Annotated in this window: 18 protein-coding genes; 3 read left to right on the forward strand and 15 right to left on the reverse strand. The window is 66.5% G+C overall.

Going from position 1 to position 16,010, the window contains the following annotated elements; genetic code table 11:
• Window positions 1-23 precede the first annotated feature (23 nt).
• The 6 genes from JCQ34_RS14340 to JCQ34_RS14365 form a co-directional block, all read right to left on the reverse strand.
• Window positions 24-1,484 (reverse strand): aminotransferase class I/II-fold pyridoxal phosphate-dependent enzyme, encoded by a 1,461-nt coding sequence (locus JCQ34_RS14340; protein ID WP_286398460.1) that lies wholly within the window; start codon window positions 1,482-1,484, stop codon window positions 24-26.
• Between the two features lie 129 nt (window positions 1,485-1,613).
• Window positions 1,614-2,966, reverse strand: a complete 1,353-nt coding sequence (locus tag JCQ34_RS14345) for an Nramp family divalent metal transporter (RefSeq protein WP_286398462.1) — start codon at window positions 2,964-2,966, stop codon at window positions 1,614-1,616.
• Window positions 2,967-3,078: 112 nt separating this feature from the next.
• A complete protein-coding gene (locus JCQ34_RS14350) occupies window positions 3,079-4,095 on the reverse strand; it encodes a magnesium and cobalt transport protein CorA (protein ID WP_286398464.1) in 1,017 nt (338 codons plus the stop codon).
• Window positions 4,082-4,582, reverse strand: a complete 501-nt coding sequence (locus JCQ34_RS14355; protein WP_286398466.1) for a GbsR/MarR family transcriptional regulator — start codon at window positions 4,580-4,582, stop codon at window positions 4,082-4,084. The genes JCQ34_RS14350 and JCQ34_RS14355 overlap by 14 nt, the downstream gene beginning before the upstream one ends.
• Complete coding sequence (locus JCQ34_RS14360; RefSeq protein WP_286398468.1) at window positions 4,579-6,201, reverse strand: ABC transporter permease; 1,623 nt, start codon at window positions 6,199-6,201, stop codon at window positions 4,579-4,581. The genes JCQ34_RS14355 and JCQ34_RS14360 overlap by 4 nt, the downstream gene beginning before the upstream one ends.
• A 1-nt stretch (window position 6,202) precedes the next feature.
• Window positions 6,203-7,186, reverse strand: coding sequence for an ABC transporter ATP-binding protein (locus tag JCQ34_RS14365; RefSeq protein ID WP_286398470.1), 984 nt, complete (start codon window positions 7,184-7,186; stop codon window positions 6,203-6,205).
• 53 nt (window positions 7,187-7,239) lie between these two features.
• Between JCQ34_RS14365 and JCQ34_RS14370 the strand changes: the two genes are divergently transcribed.
• On the forward strand, window positions 7,240-8,433 hold the full coding sequence (locus tag JCQ34_RS14370; RefSeq protein ID WP_286398472.1) for an MFS transporter: 1,194 nt from the start codon (window positions 7,240-7,242) through the stop codon (window positions 8,431-8,433).
• A gap of 36 nt (window positions 8,434-8,469) precedes the next feature.
• Complete coding sequence (locus JCQ34_RS14375) at window positions 8,470-9,375, forward strand: phosphatase PAP2 family protein (RefSeq protein ID WP_286398473.1); 906 nt, start codon at window positions 8,470-8,472, stop codon at window positions 9,373-9,375.
• A 164-nt stretch (window positions 9,376-9,539) separates the two neighbouring features.
• Here the strand turns inward: JCQ34_RS14375 and JCQ34_RS14380 are convergent, their stop codons facing one another.
• From JCQ34_RS14380 to JCQ34_RS14415, 8 genes are all read right to left on the reverse strand, one after another.
• A complete protein-coding gene (locus tag JCQ34_RS14380) occupies window positions 9,540-9,857 on the reverse strand; it encodes a hypothetical protein (protein ID WP_286398474.1) in 318 nt (105 codons plus the stop codon).
• Between the two features lie 168 nt (window positions 9,858-10,025).
• Window positions 10,026-10,664, reverse strand: a complete 639-nt coding sequence (locus JCQ34_RS14385) for an acetyltransferase (protein ID WP_286398475.1) — start codon at window positions 10,662-10,664, stop codon at window positions 10,026-10,028.
• 315 nt (window positions 10,665-10,979) lie between these two features.
• Entirely contained in the window at window positions 10,980-11,363 is a 384-nt protein-coding gene (locus JCQ34_RS14390) for a VOC family protein (protein ID WP_286398477.1), read from the reverse strand.
• Window positions 11,364-11,717: 354 nt separating this feature from the next.
• Window positions 11,718-12,215 carry a hypothetical protein gene (locus JCQ34_RS14395; protein ID WP_286398479.1) on the reverse strand — a complete coding sequence of 166 codons (498 nt, stop codon included), beginning with the start codon at window positions 12,213-12,215 and terminating at the stop codon, window positions 11,718-11,720.
• Complete coding sequence (locus JCQ34_RS14400; protein WP_286398480.1) at window positions 12,216-12,863, reverse strand: signal peptidase I; 648 nt, start codon at window positions 12,861-12,863, stop codon at window positions 12,216-12,218.
• Complete coding sequence (locus tag JCQ34_RS14405) at window positions 12,853-13,461, reverse strand: hypothetical protein (protein ID WP_286398482.1); 609 nt, start codon at window positions 13,459-13,461, stop codon at window positions 12,853-12,855. The genes JCQ34_RS14400 and JCQ34_RS14405 overlap by 11 nt, the downstream gene beginning before the upstream one ends.
• Before the next feature lie 76 nt (window positions 13,462-13,537).
• Window positions 13,538-14,104, reverse strand: a complete 567-nt coding sequence (locus JCQ34_RS14410) for an alternate-type signal peptide domain-containing protein (RefSeq protein ID WP_286398484.1) — start codon at window positions 14,102-14,104, stop codon at window positions 13,538-13,540.
• A 191-nt stretch (window positions 14,105-14,295) separates the two neighbouring features.
• Window positions 14,296-14,874 carry a TetR/AcrR family transcriptional regulator gene (locus JCQ34_RS14415; protein WP_286398486.1) on the reverse strand — a complete coding sequence of 193 codons (579 nt, stop codon included), beginning with the start codon at window positions 14,872-14,874 and terminating at the stop codon, window positions 14,296-14,298.
• Window positions 14,875-14,963: 89 nt separating this feature from the next.
• Between JCQ34_RS14415 and JCQ34_RS14420 the strand changes: the two genes are divergently transcribed.
• Complete coding sequence (locus tag JCQ34_RS14420; RefSeq protein WP_286398488.1) at window positions 14,964-15,311, forward strand: cupin domain-containing protein; 348 nt, start codon at window positions 14,964-14,966, stop codon at window positions 15,309-15,311.
• On the opposite strand, the gene JCQ34_RS14425 is transcribed toward JCQ34_RS14420, so the two are convergent.
• Window positions 15,308-15,994, reverse strand: coding sequence for a TetR/AcrR family transcriptional regulator (locus tag JCQ34_RS14425; protein ID WP_286398490.1), 687 nt, complete (start codon window positions 15,992-15,994; stop codon window positions 15,308-15,310). The two genes, JCQ34_RS14420 and JCQ34_RS14425, sit on opposite strands and share 4 nt — an antisense overlap.
• Window positions 15,995-16,010: the final 16 nt, after the last annotated feature.

Below are 16,010 nucleotides of genomic sequence, written 5' to 3' on the forward strand. Positions count from 1 at the left end.
GCCGCAAACGCAGGGCACCAGGGCTATTCCCGCACCACCCGAATGGTGCCAAGGGACTGATCCGCGGGGTCGGGCAGGACCATGCCGGCCTTCAGCCCCGATTCCAAGTACTCCACGACGGCCTCGTTGATGCGCTCACCCGGCACGATGACCGGGATGCCCGGCGGATACGGCGTGATCTGCTCGGCCGCCACCCGTCCCACGGCCTCGCGCGCGGGCACGTCCTCGCGGGGGCCAAAGAAGGCGTCCCGCGGAAGCAGCACCGTCTCCAGTTCCAGGCCCGACGGCGACGGCAGGTCCACCCGGGCAGGGGCAGGAAGCGTTGGAGCTGCTTCAATGAGGGCCTGCAGCGCGTCCAGGAGCCGCTGGGCGGAAGCATCGTCGTCGGCCATGGACAGGGTGGCCATGATGCGGCGGTGGTCGCTGAGCCCCATGTCCAGCCGGCAGTTCTCCCGCAGCCAGTCGGCCGCCTGGTAGCCGCTGACGCCGAGCCCCGACACGTCCATGAGGATCTGCATGCGGTCCAGGTCATGCGAGGATTCGGCGGCCAGGAGCTCGTCCTCGAGCACACGGATTCCCGGCAGCGCCTCGATCTCTGTCCGCAGCCGCCGGGCCAGGTCCAGGGCGTCGCCCAGGAGCTCGGCGCCGTGCTGCACCATCTGCCGGCGCCAGCCGTCCATGGCCGAGTACAGGATGACGTTCGGGCTGGTGGTCATCAACAGGTCCGCGCATTCGGAGAGATGCGCGGGGTCCACCAGGTCGCCCCGGATGTGATAGACCGAGCCCTGCTCAAAGCCGGCACCCATCTTATGCACGGACACCACGCAGACGTCCGCGCCCGCACTCATCGCCCAGGTGGGAAGGCCCTCATGGAAGGGAAGGTGCGCGCCCCACGCCTCATCAACGATCAGGGGCTTCCCCCGGTCGTGGCAGACCTTGGCAATCGCGGCGATGTCTGCGCACGTTCCGTAGGGAGTGGGACTGACGATCAGTGCCCCTGCCGCGTCCGGGTACCGTTCCCACATTTCCTCAACATCCGCGGCTGACGGCGGATGCGCCAGGTGCAGCCTGGAGTCCCAGCGGGGCCGGATCCACCGCGGCTGGATCCCGGAAAACACCAGCCCGGCGGTTATGGACTTGTGGGCGTCGCGGCTCACCAGCAGGTCGCCCTTGCCCGCCGCAACGGCCAGGACGGCGGCCTTCACCGACAGGGAGCTTCCGCAGGTGGAGAAGAAAGCCTGCTCCGCACCCACGGCATCCGCCATCAGCTGCTCGGCCTTTTTCAGGTACTCGCCCGAGGACGATCGGTCATCCAGGCCCCCCGAGGCCAGGACGTCAGAACGGAAAGTGTCCCCGCCGAGGACCTCCCGGACGCGCGGATCCGCGCCGCGGCCCTGGCGGTGGCCGGGAGGGGTGAAACCGTAGCGGTCAAGCCGGTGGTAGCGGTCCAGGGCGTCCAGCAAGGGAGCTTCGTTGTGGTCCACGTTGTTGTTCCTTTCGTTGGAGCGGTCAGGATGGCCAGGAGGCTTTGAGGGTGCGGACGACGGCGGCAGTACGGTCGGGTGGCCAGCTCCCCTTGGGTTTGGCATCGGCGGAGGCGGCTGCCGCTTCGATCAGGCGCCGGTCAGGGTGGTCCAGACGCCGATGCCCCCGGCCACCAGCATGACCGCGGCCGTGAACCAGCCGAGCGTGGCGGCAAGCCAGCCGTTGCGGTACTCGCCCATGATGGCCTTGTCGCGGGAGATCAGCATGGTGACCACCAGGAATGGTGCGGCGGCGATGCCGTTGATGGTGGCACTGAAGACCAGGAGCCCGATGGGGTCGTTGGAGAAGAAGCTGATGAGTACGCCAGCGACGATGCCGACCCCCAGCAGTGCGTAGAACAATGGGGCGCGTCGTGGACTGAGGTCCAGGCCCCAGTCCTTGCCGAGCAGGCCGGACAGTCCCGCGGCGCCTGACGCAGCGAGGACCGGCACGCCCAGGATGCCGGTGCCGATGAACCCGGCAGCGAACAGGAAGGTGGCGGCCGGTCCCACGACGGGCTCCAGGGCCTTGGCCACGTCGGCAGCGGTGTTGACGTCGGTTCCGTCCCTGCCCAGCGTTGCCGCGGTGGCCGCCATGATCGAGAACATCACCAGGACGGAGAAGACCATCCCGGTGAAGACGTCCGCCCGCGCGTTCCGGAGGGTATGGGCGGCGGCAGCCGTGTCCGGGCGGTCCCGGAGCCCTACTGCCTGGTCACCGCCCCGGTCCTCGGCGCGCAATTCCTCGACCCTGTGGGCGCTCTGCCAGAAGAACAGGTACGGCGAGATGGTGGTGCCCAGCACCGCCACGATTAGGCCAAGGTACTGCGGGGCGAAGCTGAACTTCATTCCCAGCATGCCCTCCAGGACGTCGGGCCAGTCAACGTTGGCCACGAAAAGGACAGCGACGTACGCCAGCAGTGTGACGCACAGCCACTTGAAAACCTTGGCAATGACGGCGAAGGATCCGCTCATGAGCGCCACCGCGATGCCGATTCCCGCCAGCGCGCTCCAGAGATGGTCAGGGCCGGCGCCCAGCATCTGCATGCCCTGCCCGATCGCCATCAGGTCCGCGGCCGCATTGAGGATGTTGCCCACCAGCAGGGCAACGATCAGTATTCCAATCACCACCCGCGGGCGGCGGGAGAACTTGCGCCGGGCCAGCCAGCCGAGGCTCTCGCCGGTAGCCAGTGCGGTCCGGTCGCAGATCTCCTGGACCGCCATCATCATGGGCAGCGCCACGGGGGCGGTCCACAGCATGCCGTTGGAAAAGGTGGCACCGGCCTTCGCATAGGTGGCAATCCCTGACGGATCATCGTCCGCGGCACCGGTCACCAGGCCGGGGCCCAGAAGCGAACCGAAGCGGCGCAGGCGGGACTGCCGCCTGGCGCCGGTTGCCGTGCCGTCAGTTTGGGGCCGTCCGGTTGTTTCGGCCTTGCTCATCCTGTCTTCTCCACTCACCATCGACTACTAAGCCGCCAACTACTAAGCAAGCTTAGGATTCTGAGGCCATGGTAGGCCATGAAGCTGGAAGGACCTTTTCAGGGAAGGCTGCTCAGATCCACTTGTTGTGTTTGAACGCCAGGTAGAGGACCAGTCCCATGGCCACCATCACCCCCAGCGCATACGGGTAGCCGTACGTCCAGCCCAGCTCGGGCATATTGGCGAAATTCATGCCATAGATGGACGCCACCAGGGTGGGGGCAAACAAGATTGCCGCCCAGGACGAAATCCGTTTGACCTGCTCGTTCTGTTCAAAGCTGGACTCGGTCATGCGCTGCATCTCGTCGTTCTGCCGCTGGGCCACCAAGGCTGCGTTGACGGCGAGCGCGTTCTGGAGCAGGGCTCGGAAGGATGCCACGCGCTCATTCAGCCGCAACACGTGGTCCAGGACGTCGCGCAGGTGGTCTTGAAGCTCCACTCCGAGCGGCCGGCCAGAGGTGCCCGCCATCAGCTGCTGGAGGATTCCCACCAGCGGACTGGTGGCCCGCTGGAAGGTGATGACCTGCCGGGAGAGCTCGTAGATCCTGCGGGAAACCTCGGGGTCTGCACCAAAAAGGTCATCCTCGATTTCGTCGATATCGTTCTCCAGCCCGGCGGCCACAGGCTCGTACTCGTCCACCACCTGGTCCAGGATTCCGTACAGCACCGCGTCCGGGCCGAGGGCAAGGAACTCCGGCATGGACTCCATGCGGCGGCGCACCTTTGCCAGGTCCGGGGACTCGGCATGCCTGACCGTGACCACGTACTCGTCACCGACAAAAACGTGGATCTCGCCGAAGTCCACCTTTTCCACATCGTCGCGGTACCTGGCGGGCCGGAGCACCAGGAACAGGCACTCGCCGTAGTGCTCCAGCTTGGCCCGCTGGTGCCCTGCCAACGCGTCCTCAATGGCCAGCGCGTTGAGGTCGAATTCCTCCCCCACCGACTGCAGTTCCTCCGCATCCGGCCGGTACAGTCCGATCCACGCCATGCCTTCGCGCTGCCGGAGCAGGAAGTAGGTCTCGTCCAGGTCCTCCGGGTCCTCGGTGCGGAATCCGTTGACGTAAACAGCGTTGTCAATGATGGTCACTGCCGGCCTCCCGCTCGCGCTCCCAGTCATCCAGCAGCCCCGGCATCCGCGAGTTGAGGAACCGGTAGAACCTGGCCATCTCCGCCACCCGCGCCCGTGCAGCCGATCCTTCGGGGAGGGTTTCGGCCGTGGCATCGGTGAGGGCCGCCAGCTTCTCGTAAACCGGGCTGTTCCGCATGGACACCACGTACCACTCATCCGTATGGAGGGCGTAGAGGTCGCGGCGGCTTCCTGGCTGCGAGACCCGGTGCACGAAGCCCACGGTTTGCAGGTACCGCACCGCGCCCGACACTGCCGCGGCACTGGCTCCCAGCCGCTCCGACAGCTCTGCGGCGGTGAGGCTTCCCTGTTCCGAGGACACCAGCGCCAACAACGTCCGGGCCGGCATCTTTGGGAAGCCGGCGGCAGCGAAGGCCGCTGCGGTCCTCTCGGCAGCGGCGGCCGTCAGTTCAGTGGTCCGCAGCGATGCGCCGATGTCAGTGCTCATGCCGCGCCCACCTCCCGCCGCCGCATCACCGCAACTGCCAGCATGGCCGCCGCCGCGGCGACCGCCAGCATCCACCATGCGCCGCTCCAGTCCGTGGCGTCCCCGTGCGGGACCGGGGTGTGGGCGAAGGGCGACAGGTCGCGCAGGCTTTGGTCGATGCCCAGCATGCCGCCAAGAATGCCGAGCACCACGCCCAGGGCCAGCAGCGCCCAGCTGGCGGCGGTGGTCGCTGCCGGCCACAGGACGAAAACCAGCGCCGGGACGGAAAGGTAGATCAGGGCCGCCGGCAGCTGCGCCAGCGCGGTTTGCCAGAGGGCATCGGCGGGCATGGAGGTATCGCCGGAACCGGCCAGCGTCGCCCACGCCCCAACCCCCGCCAGGCCCACCACCAGCACCACGGCCGCCGCGCCCAGCAACAGGTAACCGGCCAGCCACCGGACGCGGCCCACCGGGGCGGACAGTAGGAGTTCGGCCGTCCCGGCCGCTTCCTCCTGCCGCAGCCTGATCACGGCCTGGAGCGCACACGCCGCCGCCAGGACCCCGCCCATCGAGAAGAGCACCGACACCATGAGCTGGGTGAGCGAGGTGCCCTGGGACTGGAGCATGGCGCGCAGCGTGGCGGTGATGTTGGTGTCAGGGGTGTCGACGGCGGCAATCGCCTTTCCGAGCGAGCCCGCCAGCAGGCCCAGGGCCAGCCCGCTGAGCGCCCAGCCAAAGATTGACCCGGACTGCAGCCGCAGCGCCAGGGCCACCGGGCTCCGCAGCCCCGGCCGGGCAGCGACACGTCCGGGGCGCGTTCCCCACACGCTGGCCCCGCTGTCCCGCGAGCGGAGGATCAGCCAGGCTGCGATGAGGCAGGCGGCGCCGAGCCCCGCCGGCAGCAGCAGCGGCCAGGTGCGGTTTCCGGAGTAGGCGTATGTCTGCTGGCCCCAGCCGATGGGTGAGAACCAGCTGGCCGGCCCCTCGGTCATTGTGGTCCCGCTGGCACCGGGGGTTCCGGTGGCGTCGCCGATTCCGCGGAGCACGTAGGCCAGCACTACCAGCGCGGCCGAGACGCCGTTCGCGCCGCGTGAGGTTCCCATAAACTGGGCCACCAGCAGCCCCACGCCCAGGAAGGCGAGGCCGACAGCGCCCGTTGCGGCTCCGGCGGTCAGGGAACCTTGCAGGTCCAGGCCCTGGGAGGCGAACCCTGCGAAGACCGTGAGCGCCACGAGGATGTTCGCGGTGACGCCGTGCAGCAGCGTGGCTGTGTCAGGCAGCAGGCGTCCGGCCGGCGTTGCGGCGACCAGCTCGGCTGTGCCCGTTTCCTCATCGGCACGGGTATGGCGCACCGCGAGGAACGTGCTCATCAGGCCTGCCAAAAGGGCAAGGAAGGCATAGATCAGGAAGAACGTAAACGCTCCCTGGTCCGCGCCCCGGGGCAGGCCGCGGAGCATCAGGATGGCGGGGGTGGCGATGGCCACCTGCATGATCTCGGTGCGGCTGGCCACGTTGCCGTAGGTCTGGGTGACGGCGGCTGCCGCGAACAAGGCGAAGGCACCGATGGCCACCGCCCAGCTGAGGAGCTGCCAGCGGTCCCGGCGCAGCCGCTGGCGCCAGAGGACCAGGAGGATTCCCATGTCAGCTCCGTCCTCTGGCGCCCAGCAGATGCCGCCGCGAACCGTTGCCCGCGGAAGCCGGAACATCAGGCTCCGGTGCAGCGGATCTGTCCCCGTAGTGCCGCAGGAACAGCTCCTCCAGGGACGGCGGAACAATCGTCAGGCCCTGCACCCCCAGGGCGCCCAGCGCCGGAAGCACCTCGGCGATCCGGTCCGAGTCGGCGCTGAACCGGACCCGTCCGGCGTCGACCGCCAGGTCATGCACCGCGCCCAGCCGGGCCAAGGCCTCTGGATCCACCCCGTCCGCGGCGAAGGAAACCTCGGTCCTGGTGAGGTGCCGCAGGGAGTCAAGCGTGCCGCCGTCGACAATTTTGCCGGCACGAATGATGCTGACGCGGTGGCACAGCACCTCCACCTCAGAGAGGATATGGCTGGACAGCAGCACCGTTGCCCCGCGGTCGACGGCGGCCAGCAGCTCCCTGCGGAAGACCTCCTCCATGAGCGGGTCAAGGCCGCTGGTGGGCTCGTCCAGCAGGTAGAGCTCGGCCTCGGTGGCGAGGGCGGCGATCAGGGCGACTTTTTGCCGGTTGCCCTTGGAGTACGCGCGCCCCTTCCTGCCCGGATCGAAGTCGAACACCTGGCACAGCCGGTCCTTCCGGCGGCGGTACGCGTCCCCGTCTGCGGCGCCGCCCCGTAGCCGGGACAGCAGGTCGATGGTTTCGCCGCCGGAGAGGTTGGGCCAGAGCCGGACATCGCCGGGAACGTAGGCCAGCCGCCGGTGCAGCTCGGCAGCCTGGTTCCAGGGTTCGAGGCCCAGGACCGTGGCGGTGCCGGAGGTTGCCCTCGCCAGGCCAAGGAGGATCCGCAGGGTGGTGGATTTCCCGGCGCCGTTGGGGCCGAGGAACCCGTGGATTTCACCCCCCTGGACTTCGAGGTCGAGACCGTCCAGGGCCCTGACCCGGCCGAAGTGCTTGTGCAGGTTCGCTGTCTTGACAACGGTGTTCATGCTCAAAGTCTTCGAAGTTTTCACAAGTTTGTGAAGGCACTAAAGTCCCAAGCATGACCCCCGAAAAGCCCCTGTCCACTGGGGAGGCCACCCGCCCGGCAACGGCACCTCTCTACGCGGCGGGGTTCGTTACCGCTTTCGGCGCCCACAGCATCGCGGCCGGACTCGGTGCGGAGAGCGGCAACATCGGCCTGACGCTGCTGAACCTGGGCATCCTGCTGGCCCTCTACGACGTGGCCGAGGTGTTCCTCAAGCCGGTCTTCGGCGCGCTCAGCGACCGCATCGGCGCCAAGCCCGTCATCATCGGCGGACTCTTCGCTTTCGCCGCGCTGTCCCTGATCGGCCTGGGAGCCGCGGACCCGCTGATCCTTGCCCTCGCCCGGCTGGGACAAGGCGCTGCGGCGTCTGCCTTCTCGCCGTCGTCGTCCGCCATGGTGGCACGGATGGCCCGGGGCGGAAAGGCGGGCACCTACTTTGGCCGGTACGGGTCCTGGAAGAGCCTGGGCTACATCATCGGCCCCCCGCTGGGCGCGGGCCTGATCCTGGCCGGCGGCTTTCCGCTGCTGTTTGAAACGCTGTCCGCGCTGGCGGCCGTGACCGCTGTATGGGTCCTGGTGTCCGTGCCGCACCTGGCGCCGCTGCCCCGGAAGCGGTACACGCTGATGGACCTCGCCCGCCAGGTGGGTGAACGCCGATTCCTGGTGCCCACGCTGGTGCTGGCCGCTGCTACGGGCGCGCTGGGTGCCGCCGTCGGCTTCCTCCCCGCGCTGGCCACCCGGCACGGCATGGACGCCTTCGCCGGCACGGCAGCGGTCAGCATGGTAGCGCTCGGCTCGGTGCTCACCCAACCGTGGATCGGGAGGCTGCGGGACCGCAGCGCCGTCACCGACAACAGGGGCACGACGACGGGCCTGCTGCTCATCGCCGCAGGCATCGGTTTGGTGGCGGCGGCCCCGGGAGTGGTCACCATCTTCGTCGCCGCGGCCTTCATTGGGACAGGCATCGGTGCTGTGACCCCCTTGGGCTTCGCGCACCTGGCGGACACCACACCGCCCGAGCGGATGGGCCGGACCATGGGCTCGGCCGAATTGGGGCGCGAACTGGGCGACGCCGGTGGGCCCCTGCTGGTGGGCGGCATCGCCACTGCCACGGCGCTGCCGTTCGGGCTGGGCGCACTGGCGCTGTTGGTGGCGGCGGCGAGCATCCCCCGGTTGGGCCCCGTCGAACCCGCAGGGCCCAACAACTGAGCGGTCTTCCAGTTTTTTGTGTCACCCTTAACCGCGATGACTTCTTCACGGCAACTGCCCACCAGGACTCCCACCCGGCCTGCCCCCGGCGCGGCGTTCCTGTTCGTGCTGTCCACTGCCGCGTGCATCGCAGGGCTGATTGCCACGTATTACTTCTTTGTCCAGACCACAACGGGCCAGTTCATTGACGAGTCCGCGCTGGTGGAAGCGGTGGAAATCCACGGCCCCGCCGGCAAGGCAGCCACCAAGTTCCTGGACTGGCTGCCCACCATCTCGCTGGTGATGGCCGCCGTCGTGGTCCTGTTTGTCACGGTGATCCGGCGGCACTGGGCCGAGGCCGGGATCGCCGTTGCCGCGTGCATCAGCGCAAACGTGGCTACCCAGGTTTTGAAGGACCTGCTGCCGCCGCGCCCGGACAAGGGCGTGCTGACCCTGGAACTGAACTCGCTGCCGTCCGGCCACACCACCCTGGCCGCCTCAGCAGCGGCGGCAGTGTTCCTGATGGCGTCCCCGCGCTGGCGGCCCATGGCGGGTTTCATTGGCGGTTCGTTCGCCATCGCGTCCGGCGTGTCCACGCTGATTAATCAGTGGCACCGGCCCGCGGACGTGGTGGCGGCGTTCCTGCTGGTGGGGGCGTTCATGATTCCGGCAGGCTGGCTGATCCTCCGGCGCGGGTCCTGGAACGAGTGGGACGGCTTCGGCGAACACGTCGGCTCGGCCCGGATCTGGCTGACGCTGCCGGTGCTGATCGGACTGGCCTCAGCCGGCGTTGCGGTGTATTCGCTGATCCGGATTGCCCCCAGCCCCTGGCAGGAGACCAGCACCACCAACTACTTCTGGGCAGGCATCTCGCTGATTGTCATCGCTGGGTACCTGGCCACCGTGGCCACCACGTCCCTGTTCGCGTTTGCCGCACGACGGCGGGACGCACCACGGCGCTAGCCCTCCCTGGGTGGCACTCGCCCATCTCGCTGGCAGTTGTTGTCGTTTTCGGGCCCCAAAACGACACCTACTGCGAGCTATTTGGAAGGGGAAATCCTGGGCTGGTCCGGGGCACTGAGGCGGGCCGGGAGCGGGAGCGCCGCTAATCACCGTCCAGGTCAAAATCACGTGTTATTGGTGTCACCAAGGTCCTTGGCATCGCGACCCATGCTCTCATCCATTGCGGCGGCGAGTTCGATGTCGTCAAGGTAGCGGGCCGCGGGGCGGCCGGTTGCCTTAGCCAGTTTCTCCAACGTGCCCAGGTGCTGGCGGGCAAGCTCGATGGCCAGTTCCTCGACGATGCTGGGGCCGTTGCGCACCACCAGATCGCTCAGGTAGGCACGAAGGCTGCCGGCGGGCCGCCCCCTGGCTTTGGCTTCGGCAGCAACCAGCCTGGTAAGGGCCGCCGCAGCGAGCGCAGGTTTGTCGCTGAAAAGTTCCATGTGTTCCCCCGTGGCGATGGGTCCTGTTAGAACCGGCATCGGTAGCTACAATTTAGCCCTCTTTGTGCCCGGGCCATAAGGGGTGCAGGTCCCGCTTGGGGGCGTGCGGGACCAGACCCGGGGGTGCCGATCGGGGCTTAGGGGTTTCGCGTTCCCAGTAGTTTCCGGTCAGGTGCGGGTCCTTGTGCCTTGTGCAGGGACCCCGCTCCAGGTTTCGCGCTCGGGCACGTGCTGCAGGACTGCAGCGCCCATTTCAATCTGCGAATAATCCCCCACACTGAGCCCATCGCCAACGCCTGCGCTCATGCCCAGCTCCGCCGCCCGGCCGATGCGTGCGCCCTCCCCCACCGAGGCTCGTGGGGACAGCGTGGCGAAGTCCCCTACGCGGACACTGCAGCCCACGTTGACTTGGGGCTTCAAGAGCGCGTGGGCGCCAATGCTTGCCTGCGGCGCGATGGTGGCATTGCGCATCACGATGCTGCCGGGGCCAATCCGGGAATCCCGGGGCACGCGGACGCCGGGGTCCACCACCGTGGCGTACCGGTCTTCGTCCACGCCGAGCAGGGACAGCCTCTCGACGAGCGCCTCCCGCTCACGGCCGCCGGGAAGGCATACGGTGAACAGTGCCCGGTTGAACGCAGGTGCATCGGTGATTGCGCCCATCACCACGGTGCCGTCGATGGAGGTGCCCAGCAGGTCGGGGTCGTCATCCAGGATCCCCAGGACGTCGTACTCCCCGCTGCTCCGGACCGCTGCGAGGACTTCCCGCGCCAACCCGCTCATGGCCAGCATTATCAACTCGCTCAAGGTGTGCCTCTTCCAGCCCCTGCCCAAGGTGCAGGACATCGTGCGGCCCGTTCACCTGCTGCTTGATACCTGGCTGTCCTAGAACCCTATGCCGGACTCGTGCGGCAGGAAAGGCTTCGGGGAAGGAAGATTGACGCCCGGGCATGGCGGTAGCACGAAAGAGGGTTTTGTGGGGAGTTCTTGACTAAACCTTGAGGATTTCGAGGGCCTTAGCTTGAGCGGTGCGGTGAATAGTTACAGGTGCCTGGGCGGCGTTTTGAAGTAGGCGCCGCCAGGCACTCCCTCTACCCTTCCGGCGCAGACGTCCCCTGGGTTCTAGTCCAAGGGCTTGAGCCGCTTGCGCAGCAGGCAGAACTCGTTTCCTTCAGGATCCTGCAGGACGTGCCACTGCTCCTGGCCGGTCTGCCCCACATCCGCCGACCGCGCACCGAGCGCCAGCAGGCGTTCCAGCTCGGCGTCCTGGTCCCGGTCCACCGGGTTGACGTCTATGTGCAGTGGAAGCCTGCCCACGCGCGGGTTGCTGCTGGGACTGAGGAAGATCGTTGGCTGCGCTCCCCCGAACCCGGCATCCGGCGGTCCAATTTCAATCGCACCGTCCTCCCGGTCAATCTCGACGTAACCAAGCACGTCACTCCAGAACTTTGCGAGCAGTTCGGGATCGGCGCAATTCAGGACCAGCTCACTGATACGGCATGACATGGTGCCAGTGTACGGACCGGCTTCACCTGCCAGCCGGCTGACACGGAGGGAACGTACGACGGCGGAACGCACCTTCGGGGCCAGCCGCACCTTCCGCGTTCACGGCTTTCGGTCCCGCTGTTCCCTGTCGACGCCGGCAGTCAGCTCCGACGCGCATCTTCCTTCTCGACAAGCCTCTCCATCCTCGAGGCGCATCTTCCCCAGCGCGGCCCAAATATCGGGAGCGCAGGAGCAGCCGCGCGTCGGGAATGAACATGCCCGTCGCACGGATAAGAAAGCCAGCTCGGCGGGAGGCGGCGCCGCTGCGTTGGGGGTGTTTGCAGCGGCACCTTCTTCCGCCGAGCTTGCAGTTGCTCACAGAGTCGCGGACACGCAGGTGACCTTGTCGCTGTTGTTGCCTTGTTCCAACGCCACCTTTGCCGTGGCACTGGTCTGGGTCTGGTCCGCATAGGTTGCGGTCACACGAATTGTCAGAGGAGTGGTTGTCCGGTTGGCCAGCACGATCTGAGACGTGATGGTGAGCGTGACCGTGCTTGTTGTTCCCAAGGCGACAGACTCGGTGTAGGAAGGCCCATACGTGCCGTTGGCTTGGAGGGCTGCGTAAGTCAGCGCCGTAGGAGTCCTTGACCCGACAGCCGCGAGGGTTGCTACTTTCTGTGGGCTGTCATTGGTACAGGTGAACTGTGAAAACGGAGTAACCGGCCAGGTGCCGGACGCTGTGACTGTCATGGTCGCCGTCGCGCTTTGCTGCCACAGGGCCGACGCCGAGGCTCCGCCGATCCCCAACAGCACAGTCAGCACGAAGGCCCCGACGGCGAGCGCCGCACCAGGTACGTCCGGAAACCGTGCCATTTATGCCGCCTCTGCGCCTACGAGGTCTTCAGGTTTCCGGGTTTTGCGCACCGACTTGTACACGGTGATGGCTCCGTAGCCGATCAGGGCCACGGCGGCGATCACCGTCCAGGTTTCCCGGTCGGAGTTCCCCAGGAAGTTTGCCATGTAACCCACATACGGGACTGCGTAGAACAGCTTGCCCTTGACCTGGATGGCACGAACGGGATTCTCATCATTGGCGCCGTTGTTGTCGCCCTTGGTGATCAGCGTCTTCTCGCCCTGCTGGGTGGATCCGAAACCGACAATCCGGTGCGTTTCCACGTCCGGGCGGCCCGAGTAAAGCTGGAACGTGATGACGTCGCCGTACTTGAGCTCGTCGAACGGTACGGGCTTCATCACCATGAACGTGCCGGGCGGGTACTTCTGCGCCATGGACTTGGTCAGGATGGTGTAGGTCTGCGAGCCCGTGGCCACCGGCACCACGATAAGGACCAGGGCTGCGAACAGCGCCACCAGCATGGCGGCCATGCTCAGGAAGCGTCCGACGGCGGCCCAGGCACCATGGCCAGCACGTCGACGCATGCGGGTGGTCGCCACAGTTCCGGGAGGCGGCTCGACAGGATCGGCAGGGCCGCCAAGCAGGCGTTCGGTCAGGTCAGCAGCCACTGGGCACCCCGCATAGCTGACGTGCGGTGAGTAGGAGCGAGATGTTCACTGCTTGTCCTTTCACTGATGCTGGGGCGCTTGAATCCAGGCTGATCTGGAAACAGAAGACGGTGGAGGCGCCTTTGGCCACTGTGGGCGAGACCAGCCCGGCGGAGCTGATCGGCGCGAAGCCGATGGCGGTGCTGCACTCCGTGGAGGAGCTGGCGGTCTTGGCGTTGACGCGGACATAGCTGGCAAGGGTTCCACCGCTGACGTTCGCGATTGTCGGCTGGCCTGCTGTGATGGCGGTATTGAACTGGCCACCGGCGTTGGTGTTGTTGGTGACCACCACTCCCCCGTAGACCGAGGTGCCCGGACCAAGTGTCCCCGCGGGCGACAGCGTCAAGGTGGCCGCCGTCCCGTTGGAGAGGGTCATGGTGGTGGTTTGTCCTGTGTTGACCGCGGTCATCGTCGTATCAAACGACGCCGAGGTGATGGATCCCGGGGAGGCGGATGCCGCTGCACTCCACAATGCGTACGATCCCTGCACCGTGAACAGTCCCAGGACCACTGCAAAGGCGGTGAGCGCCGCCGCCTGCAGCCTGCGCTTGGTGCGCATGGTCCCCTCCTGGTCTTGATCCTGTCGCCTGGTCACTTAGGCGGGTGGCGGATCGGCCACCCGCCCATTCCTACTGCTACGGGGCAACTACCAGTCCGTCATTCACTCCGGTCACGACCTGCTGCAACGTGTAGGACACCTTGCTGAGGTCGTACGTGGCATTGACGTTCTCGACCCCCGGCGTGGTGCTCAAGAAATTGAACGTCGTAGAGACGGTGACTGTCTGAGTATCATCGGCAACAGGCTTGATGATGGTGTCTTTGCTGACGACGGCGCCCTTGGAATCAGTGATCGTAAGTGGAGCAATCGCTACGTTTGCGCTGCTGAAGGTGCTGGTAGTTGCGTCATTCAGCTTGATCTGGGCTGCCATCTTGTCGCCTCGAAGCTTCACGGAAAGAGTCTGCGTGAACGTCAGCTTATCCCCTGGGACCACCCGGTACTTCGTGATGTCTTTGATCTCCTGCTTGGAGGCGTCCGTCCAAACACCAGGTACAGCGGTGACGCCCAAATCACCGGCGACTATTTGGCCTGCGTTGGCGCTGGCATCCTGGTTCCATGCGGCCAGGGTTCCGCCACCGCCCAGCAGCAGTGCGGCGCCGACGGCGATAGCAGCGGTTCCCTTGATCAGAGTGCTGTTCTTCATGATGTGTCCCCTCAGACTTGGTTGGTGTGCTGTGGTCTAACTGAGGACCACTTTGCAGGGCCAACCTCAGGAAGTGAGGGGGTATAGCGTCAACAAAAGCTCAAGTTATTTGAAAGTTCAACAGGGGTCTGACCTGCACTTCTATCAAAAGTGCCTTAGTCCGAGCATTGCCACCTGAAGCACTGCACTGCTTACTTCGCGCCGGCGAGCGCAGCGTCAAGAATGTCCAGGGCGTTGGCGCGCATAACGTCAAATGCCTGGCCGGTACGGAGGCCCGCAACGTCCCGCAGCCAGACGTAGGCTTCAATGCCGGCAACCGCACGAAGCCGGACAGCCAGGGCGCCGGTGTCGATCCCGGAGCCTGCGGTTCCCAGCGGGGAGAGGGCATCGCGGTACCAGCCCACAGCCCGGCCGCCGCGAAGCGTGGGCCGCGCTGTCCCCGGCGTCAAGGACAGCCGCAGCGATGCCCGCAGCTGCGGTTCCCAGGCCCGGATGAAGTCGAAATGTGCGTCCAGGGTGCGCTCCAAGCGGGCGCGGACGTCCGACGGCGGGTCCTCCCCCAGCAGCGACCCCAGCCCCGTCTCGGGGAGGGCCGCGTGCAGCAGGGCTTCCTTGTCCGGAAAGTACCTGTAGGCAGTAGTCCGGGAGATGCCGGCAATGGCAGCGACTTCTGCAACAGACGGGTCGCGCCCATCCTTCAGCAGGTCCCGGAGGACGGACACCAACTCTTCGCGCGTGCGCGACTTCTGCCGGGTCCTTCCGGTCTCCAAATAATTCTCATTGTGGCGTGCGGACACAGGACTTATGATACCTACGTACCGTAATGGTACGAACGTCCCATGAATATCAGGGGTTTCCCATGGCCGATCCCATTGCAGTGAATCCGCAGCATTACCGGCTGGTTTTCGAGAACCACCGGGTCCGCGTCCTTGAGTACAGTGACGGCCCCGGGGACAGCACCGGCACCCATTCCCACCCGGACAGTGTGATGGTCACACTCAGTTCCTTTGCCCGCCGGCTCCAATCAGGAGGCCGGGAGGTAGATGTGGAGCTGCGGGAAGGGCAGGCCCGCTGGCTCGACGCGCAGGAACACTCCGGCACGAATACCGGCACCACACCTACCCACTGCCTCTTCATCGAACTGAAGGAACCACGCCAGGATCTACAGTCTGCCCCAACGGGCCGCCTGGGCCCCGCCGCTTCCTAACGGGCACTCACCGTAGCCTGGTCCCGAGCCTGGTCCCCCGCCAGCAACAACCGGCACCAGGCATCGGTCAGCCAATCGGCGAACTGTCCCGGGCTCCATCCGCGCTGGTCCACCAGCAGCACCCAGTACTCGGGCCCGTTCATGCTCCAGACGGCGTCGGCCAGTTCTGCGGCCGGCCGGTCGGTCCGCAGCCCCCCGGTAGCCGCAAGGTCCTCAACAAACTTCAGCATGTTCGCTGCGCGGCGGTCAGAGATCTCCCGCCAGAGCGCAGCGCAGTCGGGGTCGGTCCCGGCAGCATCTCGCAGGGCCACGTAGACGGGTGCGAGCCGGGGCTGGATGCCGGCCAGGGCGTTGGCATAGATCGAGATCTTGTCGGCCGCGCGTTCCGCTTCCCGCAAGCGAATGACGTAGTCGCGGCTCTCGGCGGGAACGGCCTGCCCGGTCCCCGAGATGGCCGTCTCCACCACTTCCCGCAGCAGGTCCGGCTTGCGTCCGATGGTGGCGTAGACAGTGTCGACGGCGACGCCCGCCCTCCGCGCAATGCCCGCCACAGTGGTGGAACTGTACCCCTCCCCCACAAACAATTCACGCGCTGCAGCGAGCACGGCATCGCGTGTTGCCGCAGCCTGCTCCTTCCGCCGGGGCGAGTGGTAGCGGCGAGCAGGGGCATTGACTTCACTCATCGCCGGGCCTAGCCTT

Origin of the sequence: Pseudarthrobacter defluvii, assembly GCF_030323865.1 — a bacterium.
Classification (GTDB): domain Bacteria; phylum Actinomycetota; class Actinomycetes; order Actinomycetales; family Micrococcaceae; genus Arthrobacter; species Arthrobacter sedimenti.